Raw genomic sequence first — 16,903 nt, 5'->3', positions numbered from 1 at the left:
TGTGCCTGTGGAAGCGGCCTTCGGCGTAGTACATGCGAAAAGTCCCTCTTAGCCACGCCGCCGGAGCAACGCGCGCACGCAATGACAATCACGTTACCCGCCGCAGCGCGCGAGCCCGACCACATCACCGCCGACGGCCTTCCGGCCGCGCAGCGGCGCTGGGCCATCGCTGCGATCTTCACCGCGCTGGCGATGGCCTCGCTCGACACCGCGATCGCCAACATCGCCCTGCCTGCCATTGCCGCCGATCTGCATGTCACGCCGGAGCAGTCGGTCTGGGTGGTCAACGTCTACCAGATCGCGCTGGTGGCGACGCTGCTGCCGCTCGGCGCGCTCGGCGAGATCGTCGGACACCAGCGCATCTATCTCGGCGGCCTGATCCTGTTCACCATCGCCTCGCTGTTCTGCGCGGTGGCCTGGTCGCTGGACAGCCTCCTGGTGGCGCGCACGCTGCAGGGCCTTGGCGCCAGCGGCATCATGAGCGTCAACACCGCGCTGGTGCGCTTCGTCTATCCCGGCCGGATGCTCGGCCGCGGTTTTGGTCACAACGCGCTTGTTGTCGCGACCGCCTTCACCTTCGGCCCCTCGATCGCCTCCGCCATCCTCGCGCTCGGCCCGTGGCCGTGGCTGTTCGCGGTCAACATCCCCTTCGGCCTCGTCGCCACCGGCATCGGCTTTGCGATGCTGCCGAAGACCCCGCGCGCCGATCACGGCTTCGACTTCCTCGGCGCGATCCTGGCATCGGCCTGCCTCGGCCTGTTCATCACCGGCATCGGCAGCGCCGCGCACAATCTGTCGCCGATCGTCGTGGGCATCGAGCTGGTCGCGGCCATCGCGCTCGGCTTCATCCTGACGCGCCGTCATGCCAACCACCCCGCGCCGATGCTGCCGATCGACCTGTTCAGCCGACCCATGTTCGCGCTGTCGGCGGCGACCGCCGTCTGCTCCTTCGCCGTGCAGGGCCTCGCCTTCGTCTCGTTGCCGTTCTATTTCGAGGACGTGCTCGGGCGCTCGCAGGTCGAGACCGGCTTCTTCATGACGCCGTGGCCGCTGGTGGTCGCCATCATGGCGCCGATCGCGGGGCGCCTCTCCGACCGCCACAAGGTCGGCCTGCTCGGCGGCATCGGTCTCGTGCTGCTCGGCCTCGGCATGGCATTGCTCGCCATGCTTCCGTCCAATCCTGCCATCCCCGACATCATCTGGCGGATGGTGATCTGCGGCATGGGCTTCGGCTTCTTCCAGGCGCCGAACATGAAGGCGGTGATGTCGAGCGCGCCGCCGCACCGCAGCGGCAGTGCCTCCGGCATCGTCGCGACCGCCCGCCTGACCGGGCAGACGACCGGCGCGGCGCTCGCCGCGCTCTGCTTTGCGCTTGCGGGGCACGAGGGCGCAACCGTCGCGCTGGCCCTCGGCGCAGGCTTTGCCGCGCTCGGCAGCGTGATGAGCTTTCTGCGGCTCGCGGTGAAGTAAACGCTCAGGCCAGGTGCCGGGCCGCCGTCACGTCGATCGTCGCCGCGGGGATGACCGCCTCGTCATCGAGCGCAGCGAGGCGCGAGTCGATGGCTTCGATGACCTTGCGCGAGAACGGCCCGAGATGCGCATAGCCGGCAATCATCTGCACGGCGATGCGCGCCGATGACGTGTCGCGCTTGGCGCAGTTCATGAAGGTCTGCCACAGCGGCCCGCGCGCTTCCGGAAGCGCGGTGACTACCTTGTGCACCGTCTCCATCGCCCCTAGCTTGGCGCGGATGTCTCCTTCGGCGAGCTCGCTGCGCTGCCTGGATCGGTCGAGCAGCGTCATCAGGCGGTCGACGCGTCCTGCGTAGGCGGCCGGGCTGTAGATGTGCTCCAGCACCCGCTTGTAGTCCATCAGGATGTCGCGCAACGGGCGGACCGGATCGAAGTTGATGCCGGCCGTGCACTGATCGGCGCCGATGGTCGGCGCCACATCGTGGCCCGGATGCAGCCGGCCTTCGCGCTCGAGTCGGCGCGTCAGCTGCGTGTTCGGCAACGCATAGAGCAGGCCGACCATGGCGACCGGAATGGCCGCCTCCTCGATGAAATCGATCATCGCCTCCGCCATCGAGACCTTCTCGTTGTCGAAGCCGACGATGAAGCCCGCGGTCACGAGCATGCCGGCGGCGTAGATCTTGTGGATGCTCTCGGCGATGTTGCGCCGCGTGTTCTGCTTCTTGCGCATCGCGACCAGCGTCGCGGGATCGGGGCTTTCGATGCCGACGAAGATGCCGAAGAAATTGGCGGCCCCCATCAGCTCCAGGAGCTCGGGATCGTCGGCCAGGTTGACCGAGGCCTCAGTGGACAGCTCGAAGGGATAGCCGTGCGCGCGCTGCCATTCGGCGAGCTGCGGCAGGAACTGGCGCAGCGACTTCTTATTGCCGATGAAGTTGTCATCGACGAAGTCGAGATGGCCGCGGTAGCCCATCTTGTAGAGCGTATCGAGCTCGACGAACATCTGCTCGGTCGTCTTGGTCCTGGGCACACGGCCGTAGAGCTCGATGATGTCGCAGAACTCGCAGGTGAACGGGCAGCCGCGCGAATACTGCACACCAAGATAAAGATAGTCCTCGAACTTCAAGAGGTCGAAGCGCGGCACCGGCGTCTTTGTCACGTCGGCCTGGAATTTCGGCGCGGTGAAGACGCCGGAGCGGGCCCCGCCCTCCCAGGCCGCGATGAAGTCGTCGATGACACTTTCGGCCTCGCCGAGCACCCGGAAGTCGGCCCTCTCGTAGATGTGCGGGCTGGAGGTGGGATCGGGACCGCCGACGACCACCGGCTTGCCGGCGGCGCGGCAGAGCTCGATCAGGCGCAGTGTATCGGCCTGTTGCGGCAACATGCCGCCGGTGAAGACGACGTCGGCCCAGGCGAGATCCTCGTCACCGAAGGCTTGCGTGTTGCAATCGATCAGCCGGACCGTCCAGTCCTTGGGCAACATCGCGGCGACCGTGATCAGGCCAAGGGGAGCAGCCGGGCGCTTCACGCCCATCAATTTGCAGGACTCGCCAAAACTCCAGAACGACTCCGACGTAAACAGCGGATAGAGCATTAGCACATTGCAAGGGCTTGCCACGTCGATGGAACTCCTTTTGACTCGGGTGCAGTGTAGCAAAGTGTTCCCGTCTTGCATCCCGGCAAAAGGGACAAACTGTCGCCCAACTTCCTGCGCAGGAACCGCAGGACGTCGCCCCAGGCCGGGTGCTGGCGCCTTGGGAAAGGCCTCGCCCTGCCGGCAGCCGGGCGAGGCGCAACACCGCGCGCCCGATATTCTTCCCGGCGCATGCCAGCTTCTTCAACGGGCCACCCCGCAGACTCTTGATTTGAACAGTTCCAGTTTGCCGGACACATTGCGCCCCTGAGTCCAATCGGTGGATTGGGCCAATCAGGGGACTGCGATGGCAAACCTAACAATCAACGGAAAAACCCTCACACTCGACGTCGAGCCGGATACGCCGCTGCTCTGGGCGATCCGCGAGAATGCCGGCCTGACCGGCACCAAATATGGCTGTGGCATCGCACAATGCGGCGCCTGCACGGTTCACATCGACGGCGTCGCCACCCGCTCCTGCGGCGTCTCGGTCGCCGAGGCCGAGGGCAAGAAGATCACCACCATCGAGGGGCTCGCCTCAGGCGGCACGCTGCACAAGGTGCAGGAAGCCTGGATCGCGAAGGACGTTCCGCAATGCGGCTATTGCCAAAGCGGCATGATCATGGCGGTGGCGGCGCTGCTGAACGAGAAGCCGAAACCGACCGATGCCGATATCGACGAGGCCATCACCAACATCTGCCGCTGCGGCACCTTCCAGCAGGTGCGCGAGGCGATCCACACGATCGCAAGCGCGTAAGGAGCCGCCCCATGAACAAGCACGTCTCTCCCAAGATGAACCGCCGTGCGTTTGTCATCGGCACCGCCGCTGTCGGCACAGGCCTCGCAATCGGCCTCGAGATCCCCTTCGGTGGCCCTGCCGTCGTGCGCGCCGCCGACGGCTCGCCCGAGATCGGCGCCTGGGTCGTGGTCAGACCCGACGACACCGTGGTGATCCGTATCGCCCGTTCCGAGATGGGCCAGGGCTCGCTCACGGGCCTTGCCCAGCTCGTCGCCGAGGAGCTCGAATGCGACTGGTCGAAGGTTACGACCGAATATCCGACGCCGGGCCAGAGCGTTGCCCGCAAGCGCGTCTGGGGCGATTTCTCGACCGGCGGCAGCCGCGGCATCCGCTCCTCGCAGGACTATGTCCGCAAGGGCGGCGCCACCGCGCGCGTGATGCTGATCGAGGCCGCCGCGAATGAATGGAAAGTGCCGGCGTCCGAATGCACCGTGGCCAGGGGCGTCATCACCCATAAGGCATCGGGCCGGACCACGACCTACGGCAAGGTTGCCGAGGCCGCGGCCAAGCTGACGCCGCCGGCCGACGTCAAGCTCAAGGATCCCAAGGACTGGACGATCGTGGGCAAAGGCCTGCTACGGCTCGACACTGCCGACAAGACCACCGGCGCGATGACGTACGGCATCGACGTCAAGCTGCCGGGCATGCTGAACGCCGCGATCAAGGACTGCCCGGTGTTCGGCGGCAAGCTGAAGAGCTATGACGAGGCCAAGATCACCGGCATGAAAGGCGTCAAGAAGGTCGTCAAGGTCGGCGATACCGCAGTTGCGGTCGTGGCCGACACCTGGTGGCACGCCAAGACCGCACTGGAGGCGCTGCCGATCGTCTGGGACGAAGGCGACAACGCCAAGGTCTCCAGCGAATCGATCGCGAAGTGGCTGGCCGAAGGCCTCGACGACGGGCAGCCCGCCTATGTCGGCAACAAGAACGGTGACGCGAAGGCGGCCATCGCCGGTGCCGCGAAGAAGGTCGAGGCCGTCTACTCCTATCCCTACCAGAACCACGCCACGATGGAGCCGATGAACGCCACGGCGGTCTACACGGCCGACAAGTGTGAAGTCTGGTGCGGCACGCAGAATGGCGAAGCCGCCTTCGCGGCGGTGCTGGAGGCATCCGGCCTGCCGGCGGAGAAGTGCGACGTGCACAAGGTGATGCCGGGCGGCGGCTTCGGCCGGCGCGGCCAGACCGACTATGTCCGTCAGGCGGTCATGATCGCCAAGCAGATGCCGGGCACGCCGGTCAAGCTGCTGTGGTCGCGCGAAGAGGACATGGCGCACGGCAGGTATCACCCGATCACCCAATGCAAGATGACCGGCGCGTTCGATGCCAACAACAACCTGGTCGCGCTGCACTACCGCCTGTCCGGGCAATCGATCCTGTTCTCGCTCCGCCCCGAAGCGCTGCAGAACGGCATGGATCCGGCGGCATTCCAGGGCGTCGCCCAATCCGGCGAGGCCGCGTTCGGCTACTCGGTGCCGAACCTGCTGGTCGAGCACGCGATGCGTAACCCGCACGTTCCGCCGGGCTTCTGGCGCGGCGTCAACGTCAATCACAACGCGATCTACATGGAATGCTTCATGGACGAGCTGGCCCAGGCCGCAGGCCAGGACCCCCTCGAGTTCCGCCGCAAGCTGATGGGCAACCACCCCAAGCATCTGGCGGTGCTCAATGCGGTCGCCGAGAAGATCGGCTGGAACACGCCGGCACCGCAGGGCGTCTACCGCGGCATCGCGCAGGTGATGGGCTACGGCAGCTATGTCGCCGGCGCTGCCGAGATCTCGGTGACCGAGGGCAACAAGATCAAGGTGCATCGCATCGTCGCCTCCACCGATCCCGGCTACGTCGTCAATCCGGCGCAGGTGGAACGGCAGGTTGCCGGCTCCTTCGTCTATGGCCTCTCCGCGCTGTTCTACGGCGGCTGCACCGTCAAGGACGGCAAGATCGAGCAGACCAACTTTGACACCTACAACTCGATGCGTATCAACGAGATGCCGAAGGTGGAGACGGTGATGGTGCCGAGCGGCGGATTCTGGGGCGGCGTCGGTGAGCCGACCATCGGTGTCGCAGCGCCGGCGGTGCTGAACGCGTACTTCGCGGCAACCGGCAAGCGCATCCGCTCGGTGCCGCTGCGCGACCAGAACATCACCTTCGCTTAAAGCAAAATGCTGCGGCGGCGAGAGATTGCCGCCGCAGCCCTTTTCCAGATGCCCCTGATGACCACCCGCCCGGTGACACGGCGCAATGCCGTGTTCGGCATCACCATGGCGGCCGCAGCATTAGTGCGGCCATCGATTTCGCGCGCGCAATCCACGGGACGTGTCGTCGTGGTCGGCGGCGGTTTCGGCGGCGCGGCATGCGCCCGCGCCCTGAAGCGCGCGCAGGGAGACTTGCAGGTCATCCTGATCGAACCCAACGCGGTCTTCACCTCCTGTCCCTTCAGCAACGAGGTGATTGCGGGCCTGCGCGACATCGACGCGCAGCAGTTCGGCTACGACAAGCTCGCCGCCGAGGGCATCACCGTGATCGGCCAGGCCGTGACTGCGATCGAGCCGGAGCGGCGCAGCGTGATGACGACCGATGGCGTCGCGCTGCCCTACGACCGTCTCGTGCTCTCTCCCGGCATCGACTTCCATGTCGAAGCCTTGCCCGGCTATGACAACGCCGCCTCGGAAAAAATGCCGCACGCCTGGAAGGCCGGGGCGCAGACGCTGTTGCTGCGCCGGCAGTTGGAGGCCATGGAAGACGGCGGCACGGTTGCCATTGCAATCCCCGCCAATCCGTCGCGGTGTCCACCGGCGCCCTACGAGCGCGCCAGCCTGATCGCGCATTATCTAAAGACGAAGAAGCCGCGCTCGAAAGTTCTGGTCCTCGATGCCAAGGACAGTTTCTCCCAGCAGCGGTTGTTCGAGAAGGCGTGGAAGGAGCTCTACGGCGACATGATCGAGCGCATTGGCCTGTCGCAGGGCGGCCGCGTGACCTCCATCGATGCCGCGACCGGGACCATCGTCACCGAATTCGGCAACTACACGCCTGACGTCGCCAACGTCATTCCGCCGCAGCGCGCCGGGCGCATTGCCGAGATCGCGGACGCGGCGGATCATACCGGCTGGTGCCCGATCGATCCTGTCACCTTCGAGTCAAAGCTCGTTCCAAACATCCACGTTATCGGCGATGCCTGTCTCGGCGGCGGCATTCCCAAATCGGCGGCGGCCGCGAGCGCTCAGGGCAAGGCCTGCGCCGCAACGATCGTCAACCTGCTCGCGGGCCGCGCGCCCGAGGCATCGAGGCTGACTGGCGTCTGCTACAACACCGCCGCGCCTGGTTACGGCTTTTCGCTCGCCGGCAATTACCAGCCCAGGGGCGACATCTTCGCCGAGGTCGAGGGTGGCACGACCAGCCCGGTCGATGCTCCGCTCGAATTGCGAGCCCGCGAAGCCGCCGAAGCCGAGCGCTGGTTTCAAACCATCACGGCGGACACCTTTGGTTAGATCACCGGTCCATATCGCAGCGCTGATCGCCGCCAGCCTCGCCTGCAGCGCGCATGCGGACGAGCTCGTGCCTTACACGATCGTCGGTGACAGCATTCCACAATCGCTCACCGGCGCGCCCGGCGATGCCGCGCGCGGGCGCGCGCTGGTGCTGGCACGCACGACCACCTGCATCCTCTGCCATTCGGGCCCGTTTCCGGAAACGCGGTTCCAGGGCGACCTCGCGCCTGATCTCACCGGCGCCGGGAACCGGTGGTCGGCGAGCCAGTTGCGGCTTCGTCTGGTCGACGCGTCGCGCTTCAACGCGGAGACCATCATGCCATCCTATTATCGTAACGATGGCCTCGTCCGCGTCGGGCGCAATTTTGCCGGCAAGCCGATCTTGTCGGCAGCAGAGATCGAGGACATCGTGGCTTTTCTTGCAACGCTTCGGGACTAGGCTCATGCCAACCACGCGACGACAATTTTTGAGCCTTGCCGGAGGCGTCACCGTTGCCGGGACGATCCCCATCGTCACGCTGCGGCCGCTCGAGGCGACGCCGGCGATGCTCACCACCGCGATCCGCAACGTCGTCGGCGAGGCACCGATTCGCACCGGCAGGGTGAAGCTCGACATCCCGCCGCTGGTCGAGAACGGCAACACCGTGCCGATGACCGTGAGCGTCGCCAGCCCGATGACGGCGGCCGACTACGTCAAGAGCATCCATGTCTTCAACGAGAAGAACCCGCAGCCGAACATCGGCAATTTCTATCTCAATCCCGCCTCCGGACGAGCCCAGGTCTCCACGAGGATCCGCCTCGCCGATACCCAGAAGGTGGTCGCGATCGCGCGCCTCTCCGACGACACCTTCTGGCAGGTCATGGCCGATATCGTCGTAACGCTGGCCGCCTGCACCGAGGAGATGAACTGATGCCCGCGCTCATCAACGTCCCGGCAAAGGCCAAACGCGGCGACATCATCGAGATCCGCACCCTGACCTCGCACATCATGGAGACAGGCTTCCGCCACACCGCGGACGGCAGGCTGGTGCCGCGTGACATCATCACGAGTTTTACGTGCCGCTACAACGGCACCGAGATCTTCCGCGCCGACCTGTTTCCCGCGATCGCGGCGAACCCCTATCTGTCGTTCTTCACCGTCGCGAAGGAGAGCGGCAAGTTCGAGTTCGAATGGATGGGCGATAACGGCTATTGCTCCACCGCCTCCGCATCGATCACGGTCGAATGATTTTTTGGCGCGCGATAGCGGCGGCGATACTGCTCGTCACGGCCCCCGCCCTGCTTGCCGGAGAGATCCCGCCCGATGCGCGCCGCTCCGGCTATTCGTTCATGGGGCCCGACACGCGCGCCATGCAGGACGACGACACCTCCAATCCGGGCATGCTGTTCGTGCTCGACGGCGAGGCGCTCTGGAGCAAGAAGACAGGCGACGCCGGCAAGGCCTGCGCGGATTGCCACGGCGATGCGCGCAGCGGCATGAAGGGCGTCGCGGCGCGTTATCCCGCCTTCGACAAGGCGCTTGCGCGCCCCGTCACGCTCGACCAGCGCATCAATCTCTGCCGGGCCAATCATCAGCAGGCAACGCCGCTACCTTACGAGAGCCGCGACCTGCTGGCGCTGTCCGCCTACGTCGCGCACCAGTCGCGCGGCATTTCGATCGCGGCCGGCGACGATCCGCAACTCAAGCCGTTCGTCGACCAGGGCCGCGACCTCTTCATGCAGCGCGAAGGCCAGCTCAACCTTGCCTGCACCAATTGCCACGACGACAATTTCGACAAGCGCCTCGCCGGCGCGCCGATCACGCAAGCGCAGCCGACGGGCTATCCGCTCTACCGCCTGGAGTGGCAGACGCTGGGGTCGATCGAGCGCCGGTTGCGCAGCTGCATGAGCGGGGTCCGCGCCCAGGCCTATGATTACGGCTCACCCGAGCTGGTCGCGCTCGAACTTTACCTGATGTCGCGGGCGCGTGGCCTTCCGATGGAGACGCCGGCCGTGCGTCCCTGACGGTAGATTAGGGCTAGGCAGGCGTGGCACGGCCGCTAGTATCCCTCCCAAAGAAAATGAATCAAAGGGAGGGACCTAAATTGGCCAACCACAACATCTCGCGCCGCATGCTGCTTAAGGGCACCGCAGCGGCCGGCGCGCTCAGCCTGACCGGACTGCCCGCCCGCGCCGAGGTCAACTGGAAGAAATACGCCGGGACCAAGCTGGAGGTGATCCTCGCCAAGGGTCCGCGCGGCGACAACCTGCAAAAGAACATCAAGGAATTCACGGAGCTCACCGGCATCCAGGTCGAGTCCGAGCAGATCCCCGAGCAGCAACAGCGCCAGAAGGTCGTGATCGAGCTCACCTCGGGACGGCCGAGCTTCGATGTGGTGCATCTCAGCTATCACGTGCAGAAGCGGCAGTTCGAGAAAGCCGGCTGGCTCGCCGACATGACGCCCTTCATGAAGGATCCGACGCTGACCGCGCCGGATCTCGTCGAGAGCGATTTCTCGGCCGCCGGCCTGCAATACGCCAAGAACGACAAGGGACAGATGCTGTCACTGCCGTGGTCGGTGGACTATTTCATCCTCTACTACAACAAGGAGCTGTTTCAGAAGAAGGGTGTCGCGGTCCCCAAGACCTTCGACGAGATGGTCGCGGCCGCCGAAAAGCTCACCGACCCCAAGGACGGCACCTACGGCTTCGTCGGGCGCGGCCTGCGCAACGCCAACATGACGTTGTGGACCAACTTCTTCCTCAACTATGGCGGCGAATTCCTCGACGCCAAGGGCAACATCCTGACCGATGGCCCCGAAGCGATCGCGGCGACAAAGCTCTATCAGGCGCTGCTGACCAAGGTCGCCCCGCCCGGCGTCGCCGGCTTCAACTGGATGGAGTCGATGGCCTCGTTCACGCAAGGACGTTCGGCCATGTGGATCGACGGCGTCGGCTGGGCGCCGCCGCTGGAGGATCCTGCGGCCTCGCGCGTGGTCGGCAAGGTCGGCTACACCGTTGTGCCGGCCGGGCCGAAGGGGCAATATTCGGCCACCTACGGCGACGGTATCGGCATTGCTGCGGCGAGCAAGAACAAGGAAGCCGCCTATCTGCTCTGCCAATGGGTGGTCTCGAAGAAGCAGGGCGCGCGGCTGCTGCAGGCCGGCGGCGGTGTGCCGTTCCGCAACTCGATCCTGAACGATCCCGAAATCCAGAGCGGCGTGAAGATGCCCAAGGAGTGGCTGCAATCGGTGATCGATTCCGCCAAGATCAGCAAGCTCGGCCTGCCCGTCGTGATTCCGGTCGCCGAATTCCGCGATCTCGTCGGCGCCGCGCTCACCTCGACACTGTCAGGTGCCGATCCCGCAGCCGAGTTGAAGAAGGCTCACGATCAGTTCCGGCCGATCCTGGAGCGCAGCGAAAAGGCGTGAGTGCGTTGACACAATCGACTCCGGCCGCGGCACGGTCCGATGCCGCGCCGGAGAAGGAGCTGCGGCCGCCATCCTACTGGCCCTTCGTAGTGCCGGCGCTGGTCGTCGTGCTCGCAATCATCATCTTCCCGTGGGTCTTCACGATCTGGATGAGCCTGAACGAATGGAAGGTCGGTTCGCCGACCACCTTCGTCGGGTTCGCCAACTATCTCCGGCTCACGAGCGATCCGCGATTTCTCGAGGCGGTCGGCCACACGCTGGTCTACACCGTGCTGTCGGTGGTGCTGCCGCTGATCCTCGGCACGCTCTCAGCCGTGGTGTTCCACCAGAACTTCGCCGGCCGCGGATTTTTGCGCGGCGTCTTCATCATGCCGATGATGGCGACGCCCGTTGCGATCGCGCTGGTGTGGACCATGATGTTCCACCCGCAACTCGGTGTGCTGAACTACCTGTTGTCGCTGGTCGGTATCCCGGCGCAGCTCTGGGTCTTTCACCCCGCAACCGTCATTCCCTCGCTGGTGCTGGTCGAGACCTGGCAATGGACGCCGCTCGTGATGCTGATCGTGCTCGGCGGCCTCGCCGCGATCCCCACCGAGCCTTACGAGAGCGCGCAGATCGACGGCGCCAGCTTCTGGCAAGTATTCCGCTTCATCACGCTGCCGCTGATCATGCCGTTCCTGTTCATCGCCGGCATGATCCGCATGATCGACGCGGTCAAGAGCTTCGACATCATCTTCGCGATCACGCAAGGCGGACCGGGTTCAGCATCGGAGACGATCAACATCTATCTCTACAGTGTAGCCTTCACCTATTACGACCTCGGCTACGGCTCGGCCATCGCGGTCGTGTTCTTCCTGCTGATCGTCCTGCTTGCGGCGGTGATGCTCTACGCCCGCCAGCGCATGCTGTGGACCGAAATCGCGAGGGGCGCATGACACCCCGTCAGATCATCGGCAAGATCGGCCTGTGGGTCTCCGTGTTCGTCATCGTCTCGCCGGCGATCCTGTTCTTCCTCTGGATGGCCTCGCTGTCGCTCAAGTTCGAGGTCGACAATGCCGCCTACCCGCCGGTGTTCATCCCGGATCGCATCGCCTGGAAGAACTATGCCGACGTGCTCGCCTCCAACCGCTTCCTGACCTATTTCGTCAACAGCCTGATCGTCACCGGCAGCGCGACGTTTCTGGCGCTCATCGTCGGCGTTCCCGCCGGCTACGGCATCGCGCGCATGGCCGCGCATAAATCCGCGATCGTGATCCTGATCGCCCGCATCACGCCGGGCCTGTCCTACCTGATCCCGCTGTTCCTGCTGTTCCAGTGGCTCGGTCTGCTCGGCACGCTGGTACCGCAGATCATTATCCATCTCGTCGTGACGGTGCCGATCGTGATCTGGATCATGATCGGCTATTTCGAGACCACGCCGATGGAGCTGGAGGAAGCCGCCCTCATCGACGGTGCCGGCCGCTGGCAGGTCTTCCGCCACGTCGCGCTGCCGATCGCAAGGCCCGGCATCGCAGTCGCCTTCATCCTCGCCGTGATCTTCTCCTGGAACAATTTTGTGTTCGGCATCGTTCTGGCGGGGCGCGAGACCCGCACCCTGCCCGTTGCGGTCTACAACATGATCTCGTTCGACCAGTTGAGCTGGGGACCGCTCGCCGCCGCCGCGCTGATCGTGACGTTCCCCGTGCTGCTGCTAACGGTGCTGGCGCAGCGGCAGATCGTCGCCGGCCTGACGGCGGGGGCGGTGAAGGGCGGGTGATCGCCCGCCCTCGGCCTCTCATCCTGAACCCTAAGACGCGTGGTTGAGAAAGATCGGCAGACCCCGCTTGTTGGCATAGATGGGACGGTAGCGCTCAGTGTTGTACGTGCTGGCGACGTCCAATTTGCGCGGCCCGAGGCTGACGTCAGGGATGGGCACGAGGTCGTAGCGGCCTTCCACCAGCGCCGACATGAGGCCGGTCTTGCCTTCCAGGACGGCATCGAACGCCATGTTACCGAAAGTCAGGGCAACAAGCTTATCGATGAAGTCCGGATCGCCCGACCGCAGGTCGTAGGTGAGGTCAGAGGTCATCGTCTGCTCGCCGGCTCGCTGCTTGATCTCATCGGCAAGCGCATCAGCCACGTTGGCCTTCTTGCGATGACCGTAGGGGTCAGGCTCGCCATATTCCTGCGGCTTGTAGCCCTCCCACTCGGCGCCCTCGCTGAGCACGATAAGCGCGTAATTGCTTGGGTTGGCACGCTTCTCCTCGATCAGCAACTCGATCAGTTTGTCGAGATTGATCTTGTACTCCGGGATGACGCAACGTATCGAGGTCGCGTACGCGGTGTAGAGCGCGGTAAATCCGGCATCGCGGCCAAAGACGCGAAAAATGCCAATTCGCTCGTGCGACCCGACGGTGGTGCGCTGCCGCTGGATGGCATCGCTGGCGCGGGTGATCGCGGTCGAGAAGCCGACGCAGTACTCGGTGTTGCGGACGTCGTTGTCCATCGTCTTCGGAATGGCGATGATCTTGACGCCGCGCTCGTTGAGCTTGGCCGCATAACTGAGCGTGTCATCGCCGCCAATGGCGATCAGGTGTTCGATGCCGAGCCCCGAGAGGTTCGCCAGCACCTGGCCGGTGAGGTCCCACGTCTTGGTCGCAACGCCGCCCTTGGCACTCATGGAAGCCGGAAGGTCGCTGCCGACGAGATGATCGGGCAGCTTTTGTATTTTGGACGGATTGGTGCGGCTCGTGTGCAGCACTGTGCCGCCGCGTCGATCGATGGTGCGCGTGTTTTCACGATTCAGCGGCATGAGATAGTGGGACCTGCTGGCCGTATCCTCGAGGTTCAGGTGCGTGAGAGCCTCCCAACCTCGGCGGAGACCGATAACCTCGATGTCGTTCTCACTCGCGCGATAAGTCACGCTCTTGATGACCGCGTTGAGGCCGGAGACGTCGCCGCCGCCCGTGAGAATGCCGATACGTTTTCTTGCCAAGCCGACCTCCCAGCGTTAGCTGTGTCGCACAGCGTGGCGTTCCTTACTCCGCCGCTTCCGGCTTTCGTTCCTCGCGCAGCCGAAAACGCTTCTGCAGTGCAGACACGGTGTCGCGGAAGCCACCATACTCCAGCTCGGAATAAGGCAGCATCGCAGCGCCAGACCAGCCCTGGCTGCGCATCTCGATTGCCTTGCTCTGGGCTCGCCGGCGGACTTCGTCCCACGCCGGGTTGTCGAAGAAATCGGTGAAGGCGTCGGAAAAGCGGCCGTCCTTGTCGATCGAAAACCCGGCGCAGGAGACGATCGGCAGGCAGTACATGCCTGTCACCGGTGTGTTAAGTGGCACCGGCATGAGCGGCATCACGTGCGAGCCCCGCGCATCGCCGCCTACGAAGTGCGCCTTGGCGAACGGCGAGACGATTTCTTCGGGCGCCGGGAAAATCCCCTGGTTCCTGACGATCGCGACCGGATCGTCCTTACCGGTGTACTTGCCTGCGATCGAGTGAAGACGCTGCGCCGAAACAGCGACGGCGACCTCGCCATGGGTCCGGGACACGATGCGATCGATGCCAAAACGCTCGTTGTCGCGGAGCAGCGCGGCAATGTGGTAGCCATCCGCGGGTGCGTCGAGTTCGATCACGCTGTCGCCGGCCGTGTGGTCCATGTCGATGACATGGAAACGGAAACCCTTGATCATCGGGGGCAGCATCAGCCCCGCGCAATACATGGGATCGGCGAAGGCGAGGTAGAGCGGCAGGTTGTAGGCGCCGGGGCCGCATTTGTCGGCGGCAAACACCATGAAGGACTCCGCGGGCCTCGCGCCCAAGAGGCTGTGGTCGAAGCTGAGCTCGGCGACGCCCGGGCCGGCGCCGCGGACGTTTCCGGACGGTGCGTCGGCGAGAAGATCCTGGCCGGCGCCATAGAGCCCGGAGGTTTTCGCGACCGAAGTGGCCGCGAGGAACGCCTTCCACGCAAATTGATGGACCTCGGAGCTCCCTTCGCCCTTTGTATGCGTCATGATGATCGCTATGTCGTCGCCGGTGTGGCAGACGAAACTGTCGATCAGGAGACCCTTGTCGACCGCCTTCGCGGCTTCGCCCATGACAGTCGCCATCATCGGCGCGGACGGTTTCGTATGCCCGCCGACAGAGCCAACGTCAGCCTTAATGACCGAAAGAGTGAGTTTCATGAACATCCCTCCCAGCAGCACAGCCTTGCGCCTCGCCTCAGCGCTTGCTGCGCCGGGCGACGGCGCTGCTCATTCACAGAAAGGAACGTCTGGTGCCGCGTTAGGTTCCAAAGATGCGGCTTTGCCGGAAAAGCCCGGACTCGTGCCGGCGCAGGCTGTCCCGGGAGTGGATTGGCCGGCTCGGCTGAGTCGCCGAAGCGTGCAGGACCAAAAGGAAACGGCCGGGCAACTCCTCGCCGCCCGGCCGCAATCGATGTCTCGCTTCCCTACTCGGCCGGCGCGGCATGCATCTCCGGATGCGCAGCATAGTGCTCGCTGGCGCCGAGCCTGCTCGCCGCGAACAGGCCCGCGGCCATCACGGCGTAAGCGAACGCGACCGCAGGCGTGACGCCGAACCCGCCGCCGATGCCGACGGCTTCGCCATGCATGAAGCCGAAGTAGGTGAGCACCGCACCGACCAGAGCAAAGCTTGATGCCTTCTCGAAGTCGCGCTCGATGATGAAGACGCCGATCGCACCGAGGACGAGACCACCGAGGATGGAGCCGCCGCCCATCACCTCAAGGCCGTGATAGAACACGCCCTGCTGCGGCAGCGCGGCCACCGCAGCCGTCTTGACCGCGTCGGCCTTGTCGGCCGCCATGCCGCCGACGGTTGCCGCCGCTGTCATGGTCGAGGCCAGCATGGTGTCGATCTGGAGCTTGGCCCAGGCGGCCAGATGCGGCGTCAACGCCAGCACGATCGCCGGCGCGTGTTTGACCGGCGTGGTCTGGAACGCCTGCGCGCCGATCAGCATGCCGATATAGAGCAGGATCGGCGAGATCGCGACGACAGGCACCAGCGCCAGCAGCACCGAGATGATGCCAAACCAGGCCAGCACCACCACCATGATGCCGGTCGCCGCCGAGTAGCCGATCCGGCCGCCCATCGCCTTCCAGCCGGGGTGGCCGATATAGACGGCGTTGATGAAGGGATTGCCCATCAGGCAGCCGATCAGGCTGACGACGCCGTCGGCGGTCAAGACACGCGTGGTCGGATATTCGTCGCCGGCGGCTTCCGCGCTCTCGACATTGTCCATGGCCTCGACGAGGTCATAGATCCCGAACGGAATGGCGGTGACTAGGATGATGCCGAGGAACTCGAAACCGGAGAAGACGTAGCCGACGGCCGGGATCGGCACCGAGAAGCCGAAGTTTGCGAAGGCAGCGCCGACGCCCGCAATGCTCAATCCACCGAGGCCAAGCCCGAACAGGTTGGAGCCCCAGGCGATGATCATGCCGGCCGCGATGGCGACGAGGCCGGCGGGAATGCCGCGCCAGTATTTCACGCCGCCAAACCAGCTCACCAGGATGATCGCGAAGCAGACCAGACCGATCTGCGGCGTCATGTACATCTCCAACGCCGGCCGCATCGAGATGAAGGTGACGGAGACGCCGGCGAGCGTGCCGAGCAGCGCCGCACGCGGCGTGATTTTTCGAATGAAAGGTGCGATGAAGCCGCCAATCATCAGAATAAAACTCTGGAAGAACACCCAGACGAGGCCGGCCGACCAGCCCTTGAGCGGATCGCCGGTCTTGAGCGTGATCGGCAGCATGATCACGAAGGTGACGATGAACATGTGCGGCACGCTGACGCCCGACGGCAGCGCGCAGACGTCGTCGCGGCCGGTCTTCTGCGCGAGGCGGTAGGCGAGATACGCATAATAGAATGTGGAGAGGCACATCATCAGCCCGAGCGCGGGCAGGATGCGGCCGAACACGAGGCTGTCAGGCATCTTCAAGACGAAGCGCAACAGGCCCGTGAGCACCAGCATGTTGACGAGGATGTTGGTGCCGAAGCCGAAAAACGCGTTCCAGTCGCCCGATGTCCATAGTGCCGGCTTGAAAGCGGACTTGTTCAGATCAGAACTGCCGGCCGTCCCCGTCAATGTGCTCATGATAAT

15 protein-coding genes are annotated in these 16,903 nt (G+C 64.7%); 11 read left to right on the top strand and 4 right to left on the bottom strand.

Annotation, left to right across the window (positions count from 1 at the left end; all coding sequences use genetic code 11):
- Window positions 1–81: 81 nt before the first annotated feature.
- Window positions 82–1,470: an MFS transporter gene (locus GGD63_RS37280; RefSeq protein ID WP_183249905.1), complete on the top strand. Its 1,389-nt coding sequence runs from the start codon at window positions 82–84 to the stop codon at window positions 1,468–1,470.
- Window positions 1,471–1,474: 4 nt separating this feature from the next.
- Here GGD63_RS37280 and GGD63_RS37275 read toward each other — a convergent pair whose 3' ends face one another.
- On the bottom strand, window positions 1,475–3,094 hold the full coding sequence (locus GGD63_RS37275) for a B12-binding domain-containing radical SAM protein (RefSeq protein WP_183249931.1): 1,620 nt from the start codon (window positions 3,092–3,094) through the stop codon (window positions 1,475–1,477).
- 316 nt (window positions 3,095–3,410) lie between these two features.
- On the opposite strand from GGD63_RS37275, the gene GGD63_RS37270 reads away from it, so the two are divergent.
- The 10 genes from GGD63_RS37270 to GGD63_RS37225 are packed head-to-tail and all read left to right on the top strand — an operon-like array spanning window position 3,411 to window position 12,556.
- Complete coding sequence (locus GGD63_RS37270) at window positions 3,411–3,860, top strand: (2Fe-2S)-binding protein (protein ID WP_183249903.1); 450 nt, start codon at window positions 3,411–3,413, stop codon at window positions 3,858–3,860.
- Window positions 3,861–3,871: 11 nt separating this feature from the next.
- Window positions 3,872–6,058: a molybdopterin cofactor-binding domain-containing protein gene (locus tag GGD63_RS37265; protein ID WP_183249901.1), complete on the top strand. Its 2,187-nt coding sequence runs from the start codon at window positions 3,872–3,874 to the stop codon at window positions 6,056–6,058.
- Between the two features lie 48 nt (window positions 6,059–6,106).
- Window positions 6,107–7,390, top strand: a complete 1,284-nt coding sequence (locus tag GGD63_RS37260; protein ID WP_183249899.1) for an NAD(P)/FAD-dependent oxidoreductase — start codon at window positions 6,107–6,109, stop codon at window positions 7,388–7,390.
- Complete coding sequence (soxX, locus tag GGD63_RS37255) at window positions 7,383–7,829, top strand: sulfur oxidation c-type cytochrome SoxX (RefSeq protein WP_183249897.1); 447 nt, start codon at window positions 7,383–7,385, stop codon at window positions 7,827–7,829. Before GGD63_RS37260 ends, soxX begins: the two co-directional genes overlap by 8 nt.
- 4 nt (window positions 7,830–7,833) lie before the next feature.
- The gene (locus GGD63_RS37250; RefSeq protein WP_183249895.1) at window positions 7,834–8,301 is read left to right on the top strand and encodes a SoxY-related AACIE arm protein; all 468 of its coding nucleotides are present in this window, start codon (window positions 7,834–7,836) and stop codon (window positions 8,299–8,301) included.
- On the top strand, window positions 8,301–8,618 hold the full coding sequence (gene soxZ, locus GGD63_RS37245; protein WP_183249893.1) for a thiosulfate oxidation carrier complex protein SoxZ: 318 nt from the start codon (window positions 8,301–8,303) through the stop codon (window positions 8,616–8,618). The genes GGD63_RS37250 and soxZ overlap by 1 nt, the downstream gene beginning before the upstream one ends.
- On the top strand, window positions 8,615–9,394 hold the full coding sequence (gene soxA / locus GGD63_RS37240) for a sulfur oxidation c-type cytochrome SoxA (protein ID WP_183249891.1): 780 nt from the start codon (window positions 8,615–8,617) through the stop codon (window positions 9,392–9,394). The genes soxZ and soxA overlap by 4 nt, the downstream gene beginning before the upstream one ends.
- A 56-nt stretch (window positions 9,395–9,450) precedes the next feature.
- Entirely contained in the window at window positions 9,451–10,800 is a 1,350-nt protein-coding gene (locus GGD63_RS37235) for an ABC transporter substrate-binding protein (RefSeq protein WP_183249889.1), read from the top strand.
- Window positions 10,797–11,735 carry a carbohydrate ABC transporter permease gene (locus tag GGD63_RS37230; RefSeq protein WP_183249888.1) on the top strand — a complete coding sequence of 313 codons (939 nt, stop codon included), beginning with the start codon at window positions 10,797–10,799 and terminating at the stop codon, window positions 11,733–11,735. The genes GGD63_RS37235 and GGD63_RS37230 overlap by 4 nt, the downstream gene beginning before the upstream one ends.
- Window positions 11,732–12,556, top strand: coding sequence for a carbohydrate ABC transporter permease (locus GGD63_RS37225; protein WP_183249886.1), 825 nt, complete (start codon window positions 11,732–11,734; stop codon window positions 12,554–12,556). Before GGD63_RS37230 ends, GGD63_RS37225 begins: the two co-directional genes overlap by 4 nt.
- A 30-nt stretch (window positions 12,557–12,586) precedes the next feature.
- Here GGD63_RS37225 and GGD63_RS37220 read toward each other — a convergent pair whose 3' ends face one another.
- The 3 genes from GGD63_RS37220 to GGD63_RS37210 all read right to left on the bottom strand — a co-directional run bounded on the left by GGD63_RS37220 (window position 12,587) and on the right by GGD63_RS37210 (window position 16,897).
- Entirely contained in the window at window positions 12,587–13,774 is a 1,188-nt protein-coding gene (locus GGD63_RS37220) for a 6-phosphofructokinase (RefSeq protein ID WP_183249884.1), read from the bottom strand.
- A 43-nt stretch (window positions 13,775–13,817) separates the two neighbouring features.
- The gene (locus GGD63_RS37215; RefSeq protein ID WP_183249882.1) at window positions 13,818–14,963 is read right to left on the bottom strand and encodes a fructose-1,6-bisphosphatase; all 1,146 of its coding nucleotides are present in this window, start codon (window positions 14,961–14,963) and stop codon (window positions 13,818–13,820) included.
- 266 nt (window positions 14,964–15,229) lie between these two features.
- Window positions 15,230–16,897 carry a regulator gene (locus GGD63_RS37210; protein ID WP_183249880.1) on the bottom strand — a complete coding sequence of 556 codons (1,668 nt, stop codon included), beginning with the start codon at window positions 16,895–16,897 and terminating at the stop codon, window positions 15,230–15,232.
- Window positions 16,898–16,903: the final 6 nt, after the last annotated feature.

The organism is Bradyrhizobium sp. cir1, from assembly GCF_014198245.1.
In the GTDB taxonomy this organism is placed as follows: Bacteria; Pseudomonadota; Alphaproteobacteria; order Rhizobiales; family Xanthobacteraceae; genus Bradyrhizobium.
Note: the sequence above shows the minus strand (reverse complement) of the source record. Positions and strands in the feature narration are given on the sequence as shown.